The sequence below is a fragment of the Parahaliea maris genome, assembly GCF_008064665.1.
GTDB lineage: Bacteria > Pseudomonadota > Gammaproteobacteria > Pseudomonadales > Halieaceae > Parahaliea > Parahaliea maris.
The window spans coordinates 405518-422045 of record NZ_VRZA01000002.1 but is presented as its reverse complement, the minus strand read 5'-3'; the positions used below and the strand labels follow the sequence as shown (position 1 = coordinate 422045).

The following is a 16528-nucleotide window of genomic DNA, read 5'->3' as shown; positions in this document are numbered from 1 at the left end:
ATGGATATCAATGACCTGAGGGGACTGAGTACCCTGTTTCTTATGATCTCTTTTATCGGCCTGTGCTTCTGGGCCTACAGCAGCAAGCGGCGCGCCAGCTTCGATGAGGCGGCCCAGTTGCCCTTCGCCGATGAGGAGCAGAACCAACGTACGATGCGGGAGGAAGTCAGGAATGACTAGTTTCTGGAGCGTCTGGATTATTGTCCTCACCAGCATCACGCTGATCGCCATGAGCTGGTTGCTGCTGGGCAACCGTAAAACCGGTGCTAAAAAGGAAGACACACCCACCGGCCACGCCTACGACGGGATCGAGGAGTACGACAACCCCCTCCCCGCCTGGTGGTTCTTCATGTTCCTGATCACCATCATCTGGGGCATCGGCTACCTGGTGGTCTATCCGGGCATGGGTAACTACGCCGGGGCGATTGGCTGGACCTCCACCGGTCAGCACGCCGAGCGCGTGGCTGAAGCGGAAGAGCGCCACCGTGCCATGTACGACCGCTACCTCGCGATGCCCATCGAGGAGATTGCCAACGACCCGGCGGTACGCCGCATGGGCATGCGCATGTTCGGCAACAACTGTGCCCAGTGTCACGGCGCCGACGCCCGGGGCGGCTACGGCTTCCCCAACCTCACCGACGACGACTGGATCTACGGCGGCGATGCCAAGACCATCGAGACGACCATCATTGGCGGCCGCCAGGCGGCGATGCCTGCCTGGGAATCGGTGATCGGCGATCGCGGCGTGGAGGAAGTGACCGCCTACGTGCTCGCACTCAACAATCGCGAGCCTGATTCAGCCATGGCCGAGGCCGGCAAGCAACACTTCATGACCTACTGTGTCGCTTGCCACGGCCCCGAGGGCAAGGGCAACCCCGCCATGGGCGCCCCCAACCTGACCAATGGCATCTGGCTGTACGGCGGCTCCCAGAGCGAGATCGCCCACACGGTTCGCGCCGGCCGCAACGGTATGATGCCCTCCTTCAAGGAGCAGCTCGGCCCCGAGAAAATCCACATTCTGGCCGCCTATGTGTACGGCCTGCGCGAGGCCGCTCGCTAAAGCCAGCCGAACCTCTCCGGCGCGCCCCCCACGGGGCGCGCTGTCCCTCCTGAGCGCAACGGGAAAGTGACATGTCTGACCCCGACCTGATCGATGTACAAGAGGTCGCTCCCGCCGAGGTCGGCGAGGTAGACCTCTACCAGCACCGCGAAAAAATCTACACCCGCAAGATCGAGGGGTTCTACCAGCGCATCCGGCTGTATACCGGCTGGCCGTTACTGCTGGGGTACTTCCTGCTCCCCTGGCTCAATATCGACGGCCGCCAGGCCATCCTGTTCGATCTGCCGGAGCGCAAATTCCACATTCTGGGCCTGACCTTCTGGCCACAGGATTTTCCGCTGCTGGCCTTTCTGCTAATCATCGCCGCCTACAGCCTGTTCGCGGTCACCACCTTTGCCGGTCGCGTCTGGTGCGGCTACACCTGCCCGCAGACGGTGTGGACCAGCATCTTCATGTGGATCGAGCAGAAAACCGAGGGCAGCCGCAACCAGCGCATGAAGCTGGACAGGGCGCCCTGGTCGCCGGAGAAAGTCCTGCGCAAGGGCGCCAAGCACGGTGGCTGGCTACTGGTGGCCTTCGCCACCGGCTTCACCTTCATCGGCTATTTTTATGGCATTCGCGACCTGCTCCCGGACCTCTTCACCGGCAGTGCGGGCCTCATGGCCACGGCCTGGACCGTGTTCTTCACCTGCGCCACCTACATCAATGCCGGGTGGATGCGCGAGCAGGTGTGCACCTATGTCTGTCCCTACGCCCGCTTCCAGTCGGTGATGTTCGACAAGGACACCCTGATTGTGTCCTACGACCCCGCCCGTGGTGACCCGCGCGGTTCCCGCAAGCGCAATGCCGACCATCGCGCCGAGGGGCTCGGTGACTGCATCGACTGCGAGCTCTGTGTCCAGGTCTGCCCCACCGGTATCGATATCCGTGACGGTCTGCAGTACCAGTGCATCGGCTGCGCCCTGTGCGTGGACGCGTGCAACTCGATCATGGACAAGATGGAGTACCCCCGCGGCCTCATCAGCTACACCAGCGAGCACCAGCTCGAGGGCGGGACCACCCACTGGCTGCGCCCGCGCATTATTGGCTATGCCGCCATGTTGTGCCTGATGGTGGGCGTATTCACCTACACCATCGCCAGCCGCATACCGCTCGAAGTGGGTGTATTCCGCGATCGCAGCCAGCTCTACACCACCTCCGCCAGCGGCGAGATCGACAATATCTACACCCTCCATCTCGCCAACATGGACGCGGAAATGCACGAATACGAGCTCGACGTCAAAGGCCTGGAAGCGGTGGAGGTGATTGGCGAAACCCACTACACCCTCAATGCCGGTGAGGTGCGCGAACTCTCGCTGCGCCTGCGCATGCCCGCCGGCGTGCTCGACAAGCCCAGTACCGAAATTGAATTCGATGTGCGCTCTACGGATAATCCCGACATTCACATGGCTGTCGAATCACGTTTCATGATTCCCTTCGAATGACACTTTCCGATGACATCGTAGCCCCACCCTGGTACCGCCAGTTCTGGCCCTGGTTCCTCATTGGCCTGCCTGGCGCTGTGGTTGTCGCGAGTATCTGGACCATGGTCATTGCCTACAGCGGTTCAGACGACCTGGTGGTGGACGAGTACTACAAGGACGGGCTGGCCATCAACCGGGAGCTGGCTAAACGGGAACGGGCGGAAGCCGCAGGCATCCGTGCCACTCTCCAGCTGGAGGGGGATGAACTGCTGGTGATGATCTCCGGGCCGGCCGTTGCCAGCCGCCTGCAGCTCTTCATCTCCCACCCCATGGAGGCCGACCGGGATTTCAGCGCGGAGCTGATCCAGGCCAGCCCCGGGCGTTACCGCGCCCGCCTGCCCCAGGTGCCGGCAGTCGGCTGGCACTGGGTGCTCGAGAGCACAGGCGAAACACCCTGGCGCCTGGACGGGTCCTTTGCGGCCAGCGACTTCATCCATGACGGCAAGAGTTGAGGCCATCGCGCAGACGCCCTCTTCTCCCGCGCCGCGCGAACAGACCCGATGCTTCCACTGCGGCGAGGACGTTCCGGCAGGCAGTGACTTCAAGGTAGAAATAGAGGGTGCGTTGCGGCCCATGTGCTGCCCCGGTTGCGAGGCGGTGGCGACACTGGTGCGCGACGGGGGCCTGGCAGCCTATTACCGGCGCCGCACAGATTATGGCGAGCGCCCGGACACCACGCCGGGTGCCGCCGCTTTCCAGATATACGACCAGCCCGAGGTGGCCGCGGGCTTCAGCACTGCGGAATCCGACGGCATCTGCCACGCCCGCCTGCTGCTGGGAGGCGTCAGTTGCGCCGCCTGTACCTGGTTGATCGAACAGGGGCTGTCCCAGCTGGAGGGTGTGGTCGAAGTCAACGTCAACCTGCAGCACCAGCGCCTGGACATCCGTTTCCACAGCGACCAACTGCCCCTGTCCCGGGTGTTCGAGCGTATCGAACGGCTCGGCTATCACGCCCAACCCTTCCTGGCACAGGCCCAGCGCGAACAACTGGATGCCGACCACCGGCGTAGTTTGCGGCGGCTGGCGGTGGCCGGCCTCGGGATGATGCAGGCCGGCATGTTCGCCATTGCCCTGCACGCCGGGGACCTCCAGGGCATCGACAGCGAGTACCGGGACCTGATGCGCTGGGTGAGCCTGATCATCACCGGTTTCGTGGTGCTGTACTCCGCCCGCACCTTTTTCGAGAACGCCTGGCGCCACCTGCGCGCCGGCGCCCTGGTGATGGACCTGCCGGTGGCCCTGGCCATTGGCCTGGCCTGGCTGGCCAGTGCCTGGGCGACGCTCTCCGGCAGCGGCCAGGTGTACTTCGACTCCGTGGTGATGTTTACCTTTTTCCTGTTACTGGGCCGATTCCTGGAGCAGCGCATGCGCCGCCGGTTCCAGCTCAACTGGTATGAGGTGGAAAGCGCGCTGCCCGCGGTGGTGCAGCGGCGGGAAGACGATAGCTGGACACCCATCCCCCGGGTGGCGGTAATTCGCGGGGATCACCTGTTGGTGCCCGCCGGCAGCACCCTGGCCGTGGACGGCACGGTGATTAAAGGCAAAGGCTCGGTCCGCGAGGACACCTTTAATGGTGAGCACCAGCCCCGGGTAATCGGCCCGGGCGACACGGTCTTTGCAGGCACTCTCAACCTGGAGGGCGCCCTGGAAATCGCCGCTGCCGGTCCCTTTAGCGAAAGCCGTCTGGCCGCATTGCAACAGTCCGTGGGGCGGGCCAGCGGGGCCAAGCCACTGCTGTGGCGCCTGGCGGACCGGGTTGCCGGCGCTTTTGTGCTGGCGGTCCTGCTGCTGACATCGGCCACCGCCCTGGTGTGGTACAGCATCGACCCGGCACGCGCCCTGTGGGTCAGCCTGTCGGTGCTCGTGATCAGTTGCCCCTGCGCCCTCGCCCTGGCGACGCCCGCTGCGCTGACCAGTGCCGCCGCGGCACTACGGCGCAAAGGGGTGCTGGTTCACGGTGAGAACGCCCTGGATGCCCTGGCGCGAGCAGACACCCTGGTGGTCGACAAGACCGGGACGCTGACCACCGGCCGGTTTGCAATCGAGACCATCGTGCCGCTCTCCGGGGAGCAGCCACAAACCGGCCAGGACACTGCCCTGTGCGCCGTAGCGGCCGCGCTGCAGCGCGCTTCGCGACACCCGGTGGCAAGGGTTTTCGACCAGCAGGCAGCAGCCCCGGGATTTCACGACGCCCTCTACGAGGTAGGTGCGGGGGTCAGCGCCCGGGACGCAGAACAGCGTGAGTGGCGCATGGGCAGTGCTGCGTTCTGCCGCGCTATCGCCCCGGAGTTGCCCGCAGCTCCCGACCAGCAGCACTACTGGGTAGCGCTGGTGCGGGCCGACGCACCGCAGGCCTGGTTCGCCTTCGACGACAGGCTCCGGCCCGAGGCCGCCGCCCAGTTACAGCAACTACAGCAGGCCGGACTGCACACGGAAATGCTGTCCGGGGACAGTGCCGACCGGGTCGCGACAGCGGCCCGCTCCCTGCCCCTGGACCGGGCAACCGGAGGGCTCAGTCCCGAGCAGAAACTGGCCCGGCTGGATGAACTGCAAAAGGAAGGCAGGGTGGTGGTCGCCGTGGGCGACGGCCTCAACGACGGCCCCCTGCTGGCCCAGGCGGATGCCTCGTTCGCGGTCGCAGACGCCACCGACCTGGCCCGCGCCCAGGCCGACTTCGTGATCGAAGGCCGCGACCTGGATGCCGTGGGCCTGACCTGGCGCACCGCCCTGCGCTGCCGTCGCATCATCCTGCAGAACATGGCCTGGGCCCTGGGATACAATGGCTGCGCCATCCCTCTCGCCGCCTGCGGGCTGGTTCCTCCCTGGGCCGCCGCCCTGGGCATGTCGGCCAGCTCGCTGCTGGTGGTGTTAAACTCCCTGCGACTGACCCGCAACGGCAACTGACTCGCCATGGCAAGCCTCTACTTATTGATTCCGGTTGCGCTGATCTTCTGCATTATCGCGGTACGGCTGCTGCTGTGGGCGATCAACAGCGGCCAGTACGAAGACCTCGACAAAGAAGCCTGGCGGGTGCTGATGGACGAGGACGCCAAACCCGGCAAACAGGACGCAGACAGCGACCAGCAGGACCGCCACCCCAACCCGTGACCATTACTGAACTGATTGCCGCCTTCGCTGTAGGACTGGCCGGTGCCGGTCACTGCCTGGGCATGTGTGGCGGTATCACAGCGGCCCTCGGCCTGGGCGGGAATACCAGCGGCTCGATCACCGCCAGCTACCACAGCGGCCGCCTGCTGAGCTACACCGCGCTCGGCGCGGCGGCAGGCTACCTGGCGGCGATTCCCGATATCGCCAGCTGGACCATTGCCCTGCGTTATTGCGCCGGTCTGCTGATGGTGGCAATGGGGCTCTACATCGGGAACTGGTGGCGGGGCCTGCAGTGGCTGGAGCGCGGGGGCGCCTATCTGTGGCGACCGGTGCAGGCGTTGGCGAAACCGCTACTGCCGGTGCGGAGCGCAGCGCAAGCGCTGGGACTCGGCCTGTGCTGGGGCATGATGCCCTGCGGCCTGATCTACAGCGCGCTGGCGCTGGCGGCCACCCAACAGAGTGTGGCCGGGAGCGCCGTTATGATGCTGTGCTTCGGCCTCGGCACCCTGCCGGCCATGGTACTGGCCAGTGTCGGAGCGAGCCGGTTACAGGGGCTGCTGCGGGCACGGGGCCTGCGCATTGCGCTGGCCCTGTTGTTAATCGCCGGAGGCCTCTGGAGCCTGTATCTCACCGCCGCTCACAGCGGGCACCTGCTCTCCCCGCCCTCGGCAGCCCCGACAATGGAACATCAGCATCACTGAAACGCCCGCCGCGAAGGGCGGGCGCTGAGAAAGCCGCGAGGCTCAGGAAGCGAGGCAGATTGCCCGGCCGTGATCGTGCGGCTCTACCAGGCCTTTGTGCAGGCTGCGAATGGCCTGTTCGTAGTCTTCTTCGTTCACCACAAACTGCATATCCACCTGGCGCATGGACTGGTGGATGGCCAGCACACTGATGTCGTGCTCCGACAGGGCGTTCACCGTCTTGGCGAGAATCCCCGGCACCTGCATGTCGCTGCCGATGGCAGAGACAATCGCCACCTTCTGTTGGCGGATTTCCGCTTCCGGGAATCGTTCCTGCAATACGTTCTTGATCCGCTTCACTGTCTTGAGGTTGGTCGACAGGTAGTTGGTCACAGTATTGGCATTGATATCCTTGGCCACGTTGTGCGCCTTGAAACGCTGAATGGTTTTCAGGATCTCCGCATCGTAGTCACCGACCTTGCCGCCCATATCCTGGTCGAACAGCTCCAACGCGTACACTCCGCGACAGCCGGCGATGATTTCGACACAGGCCGTATCGCTGACGTAGTCGCCAGTGATAAGGGTGCCGCCATGTTCCGGCTCAAAGGTATTTTTTACCCGCAGGGGAATGCCGTTCTGGCGCAGTCCCTTGGCCGCTTTCGGGTGAATCGCCTCCATCCCGAGATTGGCCAGCTGGTCGGCGACATCGTAATTGGTCCTGCCAATCGGTACCGCCTTGTCCTCGCCCACCAGGCCGGGATCAGCCGTGCTCAGGTGAAACTCCTTGTGAATGATGGCTTCGCGCGCCTGGGTCAGCACCGCGAGACGACTGAACGTCATTTCGCTGTAGCCGCGATCGAAAGAGTTGATCAGGCCGTCCTCGCTATGGGCGTAGCCGGTAACGATCGGCATCTGCTGGTTCAGGTCGATGCCGGCAAAGGCGCGCAGGATACGTTCGTCGAGGGAGATATGCTCGGCTGACTGCCAGCCGGTGAGGTCGACAAAGACCGCATTGATGCCATCGCGCCGGAGCAGCCTGGCGGTATTCCAGGCGCTGTGGGCCTCACCGACACTGGCCAGCATCTCGCGCACGGTCATCAGGTGGTCTTCCACCGAGAAGTGACCGTGGCGACACAGGCTCTGCAGGTCTTCCAGGCATTTGCGGGCATTGTCCAGCCGCTCGCCGATAAACTCATTGGCGGCGCGCAGTTCGAGCTCGTCCTTGAACAGACTGGCGTTCTTGTCGTACATGATGCCGCGGACGCCCTCCAGCGCCTCCGCCCAGTTATCGTCCTTGAAGCCCTCGGCAAACAGGGCGTAGACACCCGGCGAGCCGTCCTTCTTATCTTCCAGCAACTTGTTGGTGATACCGCCGTAGGCGGATACCACGAACACCCGCTGGTACTGGGTGTCCGGTGCCGCCTGGGCAAATACGATGTGATCGCGCACGGCGACATAGTCGCTCATGGACGTGCCACCGATTTTCTCCACGCTGTGCAAACTCATGTTCTCTCCTGGTCCGGTTGAATGACTGGTAGCTGCGGTCGCCGCGCGCAGGTTGTCGCAACGGGCGCGCGGCGCGGCGTCAGGTACTCAGTCGGTAACCGTGTCGGCCTCCAGTTCGTAGGCACCTTCCTTGTTGTGAACCTCAGTCCCGTGCAGGGGCGGATTGAACACACAGGCCATTTTCATTTCCTTGAAGGCTCGCAGGATATGCTTGTCGTTCTGGTCGAGGATATAGAGCGTACCGGGCTTGATCGGGTACTTTTTGCCGTCGGCCACGGTTTCCACTTCACCCTCTCCGGACATGCAGTAAACCGACTCCAGGTGATTCTGGTAGTGCATACCGAAATCGGCACCCTCGTAAATCGTGGTGATATGGAAGGAAAAACCCATGTTGTCGTCTTTCAACAACATGCGCACGCTGTCCCAGTTGCCATCGGGTGAAACAATCTTGCGGCCGGAAGCGGCGGCGGTTTCCAGGTCTCTCACAATCATCTTGCTACTTTCTCCTTGCAGTAGAGCCCCCCGGGACAGCGCCCGGGGAGAAGTCGTCAAATCAAAGGGTTAACGGCAGGGTTCAGCTGGCGCGCTTCAGGACCTCGCGGTCCGTCTCGTCACCGGCGTCGATCTGGTAGTCATCGTCGAAATAGTCGACGGTTTCGGGAATGCTGTCCTCCTTGGCGCAAACCTCTGCAATCGCCTGCTCGACGATATCGATGCCGCGCTTGAGGTTGGCTTCGCTGATCACCAGCGGACACAGGAACTTGACCACCTGGTCGTCGGCGCCACTGGTCTCGATAATCAGGCCCTTCTGGAAGGCAGCGCGGGTAATTTTGCCAGCGATATCACCATTCACACAGTTGATGCCGCGGAACATGCCACGACCACAGGAGGTAAAGTTGCCCTCACCGTATTTTGCGACGATTTGCTCCAGGCGCTTGGCCACATACTCACCCTTGGCGCGGATGCCGCGAGAGAACTTGTCGTCACTCCAGTACTCGTTGATGGCGGCTGTCGCCGTCACGAATGCAAAGTTGTTGCCGCGGAAGGTGCCGTTGTGCTCACCCGGACGCCACTGGTCCAGTTCCGGACGAATCAGCACCACCGCAAAGGGCAGTCCGTAGCCGCCCAGCGACTTGGACAGCGTGATGATGTCCGGGGTAATACCGGCTTCCTCAAAGCTGAAGAAAGTACCGGTACGGCCACAACCTGCCTGGATGTCGTCCACGATCAACAGCATGTTGTGCTTGCGGCACACGGTTTCGAGGTTGCGCAGCCATTCGAAGCTGGCTGCGTTGATACCACCCTCACCCTGAACCGTCTCCACGACAACCGCCGCGGGGTGATCAACACCGCTGCTGGAATCGGACAGTACCTTGTCCAGGTAGGCCGTGGTGTCCATGTCTTCACCCAGGTAGCCGTCGTAGGGCATCCGGCTGCTGCCACCCAGGGTGATGCCTGCGGCACCGCGGTGGTGGGAGTTGCCGGTGGTGGCCAGAGAGCCCAGGCTCACGCCGTGGAAACCGTTGGTGAAGGAGATCACGTTCTCGCGCCCGGTGATGGTGCGGGCCAGTTTCAGGGCCGCTTCCACCGCATTGGTGCCGGTGGGGCCGGTGAACTGCATGACGTATTCCATGCTGCGCGGCTTGAGAATCTTGTCGTTGAAGGTCTCCAGGAATTCCTGCTTCGCCCGGGTGTGCAGGTCGAGGCCGTGGGTAATGCCGTCGGAGTGGATGTACTCGAGCAGCTTTTCCTTGAACACCGGGTTGTTGTGACCGTAGTTGAGAGTGCCGGCACCGGCCAGGAAGTCGATGTATTCGTTGCCGTCCTCATCGTAAAGAAACTCACCCTGGGCACGATTGAACACCCGCGGGAAGGCGCGGGCATAGCTCTGAACTTCGGATTCGATTTCTTCAAAAATTTTCATTGCAGTTCCTCTGCTTGAATGTGTTTTAACGGTGAATAGCCTTGCGGGCTGAAGGGGGTTTGGCTGCGCCTCAGCCAGCCGCACCTCAGCCGGCCGCCCGAACGGCCGCCAGGCCGCCGAACGGACCAATGCGAACCAGTAACTCGGAAGCGTGGTCGCCGCCGAAATGGCGTTCGCGATCGAACATGACACTGCGGGACATTTCCGCCTCCCGGCGCTGGGCGAAGCCAGTGAACAGGGCCCAGGAGGCCTCGTTGTCCTCGGTAATGGTGGTTTCCATAAAGCGCACACTTGCACAGCGTTCGCGGTCGACGATGTGCGCGAGCATTTTCCCGGCCAGCCCCTGGCCCCGGGCTTTCTCACCCACGGCTACCTGCCAGATGAACAGCGTGTCCTCCCGGCCGGGAATGATGTACCCGGAAATGAAACCCACCAGCTCATTGCCCATCACCGCAGCAACCGAGGTCTCGGCGAAATGGGCGCACTGCAACAGATTGCAGTACATGGAATTGGTATCCAGGGGCGGACAGCGCCCGATCAGGTGGTGCACCCCACTGCCGTCTTCCGCCGTGGGGACGCGCAATGTGATTTCAACACTCATCTATTTACTCCTAAATATTTCGATTCAAATATTTCGTGTTCGATATTATAAGGGCGCGCGCACCATTTTTTAACCCTATATTTCCTGTTAATGTTCACATTTTGCTCACGATAAGCGAGAATAGGCCCCGTAATGGTGCATATTTATATTTAGTTCACAAAATATTTATGACGGTTTGAAGATCAATGACAGTGGATTTTCAGCAAAAAAAGCGCAGTACATCAAAGCATTTGGGCGGCGAGTCCTTAGGCGGATGCGAGGCGGATGGGTATAATTCGGCCTTTCTATTTATCGGGCAGGAAACACTCTTGGGCCGCATTGAAGAAGTCCTGGTCGCCCTCCGGCGCGTGATTCGCGCCACCGACCTCCACTCCAAGCACCTGGCAAAAACGACCGGCCTGACGGCGCCGCAGATCCTGCTGCTACAGACCATCCGCGACAAGGGCGAGGTCACCATCGGCGAGCTGGCGGCAGATGTCAGCCTGAGCCAGGCTACAGTGACCTCGATCCTGGATCGCCTGGAGAAGCGCGGCCTGATCTACCGGGAGCGCTCGAAAACGGACAAGCGCAAGGTGCACGCCTACCTGACGGACGAAGCCATGGAGGTGCTGAAAAGTGCTCCCCTGCCCTTGCAGGCCCAGTTCACGCGCCAGTTCGGCGACCTCCAGGAATGGGAACAGACCATGATCATCTCGTCGCTCCAGCGGATTGCCCAGATGATGGATGCCCAGCATATCGACGCCTCACCTGTGCTCGACATCGGCATGCTGGATCGCCAGAACGCCGCACACGACCGGGCTGACGCCCTGCACGAGGCGGAAAACAAACGCCACAGCTGAGCTGCGCGCCAGCGGCAGGGTTCACAAGGCCAGATAGATCATCCGCAGGGCCAGCAGGGTGACCAGCCAGCGGAACCAGCGCTGGAAATCTGCCTGGGGAAGAAACCGCCGCAGGCGGGTACCGGCCCAGGAACCGACAATGCTGGCGGCAACCATCGCCAGCAGCAGCGGCCACCAGGGGCCCAGGCTGAACCCCAGCAATGCGAACGCCAGGCAGCGCAGCATGTGGCTGATACTCATATACACCGCGGTGTTGACCACCAGCCAGTCCCGCTCGACACGGTAGCGCGCCAATACGGCGGCCCCCAGGGGACCGGTCGCCCCGGCCACCATCCCCAGGCCCGTCTGGTAGAAACCCAGCAGCGCCAGGGCAAACTGTCCACGCCCCCGTGGTTTCGGCAACGGCAGCCAGGTGATCAACAGAATCAGCACGCCGACCACTGCCGGTAGCCATTCCAGTGACAGGTGTCGGTATACTCCCCCGCCCACCGCCGCCCCCAGCAAGCCGCCCGCGGCAATGGCCGGGGCCAGGGTCCAGTCGATGTGTTTCCAGCCAAAGCCCGCCCGCGACAGGTTACTCGCCAGTTGGGTCAGGGCGTGCAGGGGCAGGATGGCTGCAACAGGAACCAGCCCTGGCATCAAGGTCAGCAGCAGGACACCGCCCCCCATGCCAATCGCCCCCGCCAGGGCAGACGTGAGAAAGGTCAGTGGAACCAGGAGGTATTCAGTCATCGGAGGCCAGGGCAGTACCGGCCTCGACTCCCGCCTCGTCCGCCTGGACGATCCAGGTCTCGGCTGCGGCTGCCGCTTCCCAGTCCAGCATGTCGGGATCGGAGCGCAAGTGGACGGCGTAATCCGCCACCGGGCCCGGGGGCAATTCCACAGTGTAACCGCCGAATCGCACCACCACGGGTGCGAAAAATGCATCAGCAATACTGAACCGCCCCAACAACCAGGGGCCGTCGGCAGCATAGCGTTCCCGGGAGGTCTGCCAGCGCTCGATGACCCGGGCAATATCGGCCTCCAGTGCCGGGTTGCGAGCCACCACCCGGCCACGGGCACGGAAATTCATCGGCATGGCGCCACGCAGTGCCCCATAGCCGCTGTGCATTTCCGCCACCAGGGACCGGCCGAAGGCGCGCGCGGCGGGATCCCCGGGCCACTGCTCGCCACCGGCAAACTGCTCGTTCACGTATTCACAGATGGCCAGAGAATCCCAGATACAGTGCTCCCCGTGCTGCAACACCGGCACGGTCCGCGAGGGGGAGTACTGACCCACCCTTGCGGCAAATTCCGGGGTATCCAGCGGCAGCACGATTTCCTCGAAACTCACCCCGCTTTTACGCAGGGACAGCCAGGCGCGCAGTGACCAGGAGGAGTAGTTGCGGTTACCTATGACCAGTCTCACTGCGCTCATCGTCATTGCTCATCTTGTGAAATGCTCCGAATTTACCTGACCTGGCTGTATGACTACAATACGCGCCTCTGGCGGACCGGTGATCCCGGGCCCCACTCCCGGTAAGGATTCAACACCATGACGACTTACGATTACGATGTACTGGTAATCGGCAGCGGCCCGTCGGGCGAAAGTGCTGCACTGAACGCATCCAAGCACAACAAGCGCGCCGCCGTGATCGAGGACCGCCCCATGGTGGGCGGCGGTTGTACCCACCGCGGTACCATTCCCTCCAAGGCCCTGCGCCACGCGGTCAAGCAACTGATGCGCTTCAACAGCGGGCGCCTGTTTCGGGAAATCGGCCACAGCCGACAGATCCCCTACCCCACCGCACTATCGGTCGCCAGCGGGGTGATCGAGAAGCAGGTAGAGATGCGGAGCAAGTTCTACGCCCGCAATGCCATCGACCTGCATCTCGGCCAGGCCAGCTTTGTCGACCAGCACACTCTGGCCATCCGCCAGTCCGACGGCATTATCGAAAAGCTGACCGCTCGCGATATCGTTATCGCTACGGGTTCCCGTCCCTACCAGCCGGAGGATGTGGATTTCAGCCACCCACGTGTCTACGACAGCGATACCATCCTCGATCTGAAGCACACACCGCGCAAGATCCTGATTGTCGGCGCCGGAGTGATCGGCTGTGAATACGCCTCTATCTTCAGCGGCCTGGGCATCAAGGTAGAACTGATCAACAGCTTCGACTACCTGCTGGCCTTTCTCGATGACGAAATTTCGGTGGCCCTGAACTACCACCTGCGGGACATGGGCGTCATGGTGCGCCACCGCGAGGTTTATGAGCGCGTCGAAGCCACGGAGGAAGGGGTTACCCTGCATCTGAAATCCGGCAAGCGCCTGCGCGGTGACGCCCTGCTGTGGTGTAACGGCCGCACCGGCAATACCGACAAGCTGAATCTGGGCGCCGTCGGCCTGGAGGCTGACAGCCGCGGCCAGTTGCAGGTCAACCAGCAGTACCAGACCGAAGTGGCCAATATCTACGCCGTGGGCGACGTTATCGGCTGGCCCAGCCTGGCCAGCGCCGCCTATGACCAGGGCCGCTCGGCCGCCGCTGTTTCCCGCGGCAAGGAGCGAGTGCGCTACGTCGATGACGTGCCGACGGGCATCTATACCATTCCCGAGATCAGCTCGGTGGGACGCTCCGAGAAGGAACTCACCGACGCCCGCATTCCCTTCGAGGTGGGCCGGGCCTTTTTCAAGGACACCGCCCGCGGACAGATTTCCGGCGAGGATGTGGGCATGCTGAAAATCCTGTTCTGCCCCGACACACTGGCCATACTCGGTATACACTGTTTTGGAGCGGAGGCCACCGAGATCATCCACATCGGCCAGGCCATCATGAAACAGGAAGGCAAGGGCAACACATTGCGCTACTTCATTACCACGACATTCAACTACCCGACCATGGCGGAGGCCTACCGCATCGCGGCGCTCAACGGCCTCAACCGCCTGACCGGGGTGTAGTACCGTGAGAGCCCATTGAGGTGAGCGCGGTGGTCAGTCCTGTGGATGCCATCGTGCTTGCCGGCGACCGCGGCGCCGCCCGTGCCGTTGCCGGGGTCACCAACAAGGCCCTGCTCGCCCTCGGCGGCCACTCCCTCCTGCAGCGGGTATTGCTGGCGCTGGGCCAGGTCGCCCACATCCGCAGCATCACGGTAGTCGGCCCCGAAGCCCAACTGGCGGACACTGTGGCCAACACCCCCCTGGCAACGCCCGTTCTGTTACTGGAACAGGAAGATACCGCCTACCAGAATTTCTGGAAGGCCTTCACCCGATTGACGCAAGGTTCCGGGGAGAACCCCGACCGGCAGGTGCTGGTACTGGGTGCCGATATGCCCCTGATCAGCCGCGCGGAGATCGACGAATTTCTCGCACGCTGCGCTGAACGCCCCCTCGATTACTGCGTGGGCATGAGCGCGGAACAGGCGTTACAGCGCTTTTACCCACGGGACGGCCGGCCCGGTATCCACATGCGCTACCTGCATCTCGCAGAAGCCAGCCTCCGCCTCAACAACCTGCACCTGGTGCGCCCGCTGCGGGTAGAGAATCGGGCCTATATCGAGGACATCTACGGCTTCCGCTACCAGCGGGATTTTCGCAACATGCTGCGCACCGCCCGCGACCTGCTGTCCCAGCAAGGGATTGGTTGGCGAGCCCTTTACCTGTACCTGATGCTGCAGCTGGCGGAAGTCGGCCACCAGCTGGGATGGAAGGCCCTGTGGCGATTTGCCCGCAGGAAAGTACGCCAGGAGGAAGTGGAAGGCATCGCCTCCGCGGTACTCAGGACAAGGGCCGGGATTGTTGAGACCACCCTCGGCGGCTGCGCCATCGACGTGGACAATGACAGGGACTACGCGGTACTGCAGGAACGCTGGGAGGAATTCAGCCGGCCCCCACCCCTACCCGGGGAGAACTGACCTGCCCGGTCAGCCAGCCGTTTGTGGAGCTGTCGGCAGCACGCCAGAGGGCGCGTGCTGCCGGTAGTCGGGTAGCAATAGTCGGCGCATCAGGCGCCGAGTTTGTCCCGCTCTCGCGCCATATCCAGCGCCAGGTCCTCGATCATGTCTTCCTGGCCGCCCACCGTGCGCCGCCGGCCCAGTTCCACCAGGATATCCCGCGCCGACAGGTTGTACTTCGCCGCCGCCCGCTTGGCGAACAGCAGGAAGGACGAGTACACCCCCGCCCAGCCCAGGGTCAGGGAATCCCGGTCCACCCGCACGATGTGGTCCATCAGCGGCACGATCAGGTCCTCCGCCACGTCCATGGCCTTGAACAGGTCCACCCCCGTCTCCACGCCCATGCGGTCGCACACCGCCAGGAACACTTCCAGAGGGGTGTTGCCGGCACCGGCGCCAAGCCCGGCCAGTGAGCCGTCGATACGATTCGCACCTGCCTCCACCGCCGCCAGGGAGTTGGCAATGCCCATGCCGAGGTTGTGGTGGCCGTGGAAGCCGATCTCGGTCGCTGGATTCAGCTTTTCCCGCGCCAGCGCCACCCGGGCACTGACGTCATCGGGCAGCATGTAGCCGGCGGAGTCGGTGATGTACACGCAGTTGGCCCCGAAGCCTTCCATCATCTTCAACTGCTCGACCAGCTCTTCGGGCGAGATCATGTGGGCCATCATCAGGAACCCGACGACATCGAGACCGTCGATCTTGCTGGCCATGGTCAGGTGCTGCTCGGATACGTCGGCCTCGGAGCAGTGCGTGGCCACGCGGATGGTGCCGATGCCACAGTCGACGGCCATCTTGAGGTGGTCGACGGTGCCGATGCCGGGCAGCAGCAGGGCCGAGACTCTGGTGTTCTTCACCGCACCGCACACGGCGCTCAGGTATTCCTGGTCGGTGTTGGCGGGGAAGCCGTAGTTGACGGAAGCCCCACCCAGGCCATCGCCGTGAGTCACTTCGATCAGGGGAATGCCGGCCTCGTCCATCGCCTTGGCGACGGTGACCATTTCGTCCACGGTGATCTGGTGCTGCTTGGGATGCATCCCGTCGCGCAGGCACATGTCGTGGACGGTGATTTTCTTGCCTTTCAGATCCATGGTGTTGAGTCTCTGTTTACTATGTTCATGGTGAGTCACCTAAGCAAAATCGGCGCTCGGTGGTATAAGGTGCTTTTCTGCCGGTAGCGGCGCCGCGGTAAGGCCCTCCGGGACACGCTGCAAGTACATCCATGTACGCTTCTAATCGGCATCCATGCCTCATAGAGTCCCTCCGGGCCTTACCCCGACACCGCTACCTCTCTTGTGCGAATACGACCGGGTCACGTGCTACGTAAGCTGACGGTAAACCCAGCGTAAACGCAGATCCCATT

Annotated in this window: 17 protein-coding genes; 10 read left to right on the top strand and 7 right to left on the bottom strand. The window is 62.8% G+C overall.

All coding sequences use genetic code 11. The annotated features are described in order from the left end of the window. The 7 genes from FV139_RS06275 (at position 1) to FV139_RS06245 (ending at position 6392) form a co-directional block, all read left to right on the top strand. The gene (locus FV139_RS06275; protein WP_148067402.1) at positions 1-180 is read left to right on the top strand and encodes a cbb3-type cytochrome oxidase subunit 3; all 180 of its coding nucleotides are present in this window, start codon (positions 1-3) and stop codon (positions 178-180) included. Continuing rightward, on the top strand, positions 173-1060 hold the full coding sequence (gene ccoP / locus FV139_RS06270) for a cytochrome-c oxidase, cbb3-type subunit III (RefSeq protein WP_148067401.1): 888 nt from the start codon (positions 173-175) through the stop codon (positions 1058-1060). The genes FV139_RS06275 and ccoP overlap by 8 nt, the downstream gene beginning before the upstream one ends. Positions 1061-1131: 71 nt before the next feature. Then, positions 1132-2544, top strand: a complete 1413-nt coding sequence (gene ccoG / locus FV139_RS06265; RefSeq protein WP_148067400.1) for a cytochrome c oxidase accessory protein CcoG — start codon at positions 1132-1134, stop codon at positions 2542-2544. After that, positions 2541-3035, top strand: a complete 495-nt coding sequence (locus FV139_RS06260; protein WP_148067399.1) for a FixH family protein — start codon at positions 2541-2543, stop codon at positions 3033-3035. The genes ccoG and FV139_RS06260 overlap by 4 nt, the downstream gene beginning before the upstream one ends. Continuing rightward, positions 3019-5487, top strand: a complete 2469-nt coding sequence (locus FV139_RS06255) for a heavy metal translocating P-type ATPase (RefSeq protein ID WP_148067398.1) — start codon at positions 3019-3021, stop codon at positions 5485-5487. The genes FV139_RS06260 and FV139_RS06255 overlap by 17 nt, the downstream gene beginning before the upstream one ends. Positions 5488-5493: 6 nt before the next feature. Next, positions 5494-5691 carry a cbb3-type cytochrome oxidase assembly protein CcoS gene (ccoS, locus tag FV139_RS06250; RefSeq protein WP_148067397.1) on the top strand — a complete coding sequence of 66 codons (198 nt, stop codon included), beginning with the start codon at positions 5494-5496 and terminating at the stop codon, positions 5689-5691. Continuing rightward, positions 5688-6392, top strand: coding sequence for a sulfite exporter TauE/SafE family protein (locus tag FV139_RS06245; protein ID WP_148067396.1), 705 nt, complete (start codon positions 5688-5690; stop codon positions 6390-6392). The genes ccoS and FV139_RS06245 overlap by 4 nt, the downstream gene beginning before the upstream one ends. A gap of 42 nt (positions 6393-6434) precedes the next feature. Here the strand turns inward: FV139_RS06245 and FV139_RS06240 are convergent, their stop codons facing one another. The 4 genes from FV139_RS06240 to ectA all read right to left on the bottom strand — a co-directional run bounded on the left by FV139_RS06240 (position 6435) and on the right by ectA (position 10402). Then, positions 6435-7877, bottom strand: a complete 1443-nt coding sequence (locus FV139_RS06240) for an aspartate kinase (protein WP_148067395.1) — start codon at positions 7875-7877, stop codon at positions 6435-6437. 87 nt (positions 7878-7964) lie between these two features. After that, entirely contained in the window at positions 7965-8369 is a 405-nt protein-coding gene (locus tag FV139_RS06235) for an ectoine synthase (protein ID WP_148067394.1), read from the bottom strand. An 82-nt stretch (positions 8370-8451) separates the two neighbouring features. Further along, positions 8452-9801: a diaminobutyrate--2-oxoglutarate transaminase gene (gene ectB / locus FV139_RS06230; protein WP_148067393.1), complete on the bottom strand. Its 1350-nt coding sequence runs from the start codon at positions 9799-9801 to the stop codon at positions 8452-8454. Positions 9802-9886: 85 nt separating this feature from the next. Beyond that, positions 9887-10402: a diaminobutyrate acetyltransferase gene (gene ectA, locus FV139_RS06225; RefSeq protein ID WP_148067392.1), complete on the bottom strand. Its 516-nt coding sequence runs from the start codon at positions 10400-10402 to the stop codon at positions 9887-9889. Between the two features lie 308 nt (positions 10403-10710). On the opposite strand from ectA, the gene FV139_RS06220 reads away from it, so the two are divergent. Then, positions 10711-11241, top strand: a complete 531-nt coding sequence (locus tag FV139_RS06220) for a MarR family winged helix-turn-helix transcriptional regulator (protein ID WP_235898566.1) — start codon at positions 10711-10713, stop codon at positions 11239-11241. A 21-nt stretch (positions 11242-11262) separates the two neighbouring features. Here the strand turns inward: FV139_RS06220 and FV139_RS06215 are convergent, their stop codons facing one another. Continuing rightward, positions 11263-11973 (bottom strand): sulfite exporter TauE/SafE family protein, encoded by a 711-nt coding sequence (locus FV139_RS06215; RefSeq protein WP_148067390.1) that lies wholly within the window; start codon positions 11971-11973, stop codon positions 11263-11265. Then, positions 11966-12658 (bottom strand): glutathione S-transferase family protein, encoded by a 693-nt coding sequence (locus FV139_RS06210; protein WP_148067389.1) that lies wholly within the window; start codon positions 12656-12658, stop codon positions 11966-11968. Before FV139_RS06210 ends, FV139_RS06215 begins: the two co-directional genes overlap by 8 nt. Before the next feature lie 117 nt (positions 12659-12775). Between FV139_RS06210 and sthA the strand changes: the two genes are divergently transcribed. Both sthA and FV139_RS06200 read left to right on the top strand, forming a co-directional pair. Then, the gene (gene sthA / locus FV139_RS06205; RefSeq protein ID WP_148067388.1) at positions 12776-14176 is read left to right on the top strand and encodes a Si-specific NAD(P)(+) transhydrogenase; all 1401 of its coding nucleotides are present in this window, start codon (positions 12776-12778) and stop codon (positions 14174-14176) included. A 29-nt stretch (positions 14177-14205) separates the two neighbouring features. Next, entirely contained in the window at positions 14206-15129 is a 924-nt protein-coding gene (locus FV139_RS06200) for an NTP transferase domain-containing protein (RefSeq protein WP_187276426.1), read from the top strand. A gap of 89 nt (positions 15130-15218) precedes the next feature. Here the strand turns inward: FV139_RS06200 and dmpG are convergent, their stop codons facing one another. Beyond that, positions 15219-16256 carry a 4-hydroxy-2-oxovalerate aldolase gene (gene dmpG / locus FV139_RS06195; protein WP_148067386.1) on the bottom strand — a complete coding sequence of 346 codons (1038 nt, stop codon included), beginning with the start codon at positions 16254-16256 and terminating at the stop codon, positions 15219-15221. Positions 16257-16528 lie beyond the last annotated feature (272 nt).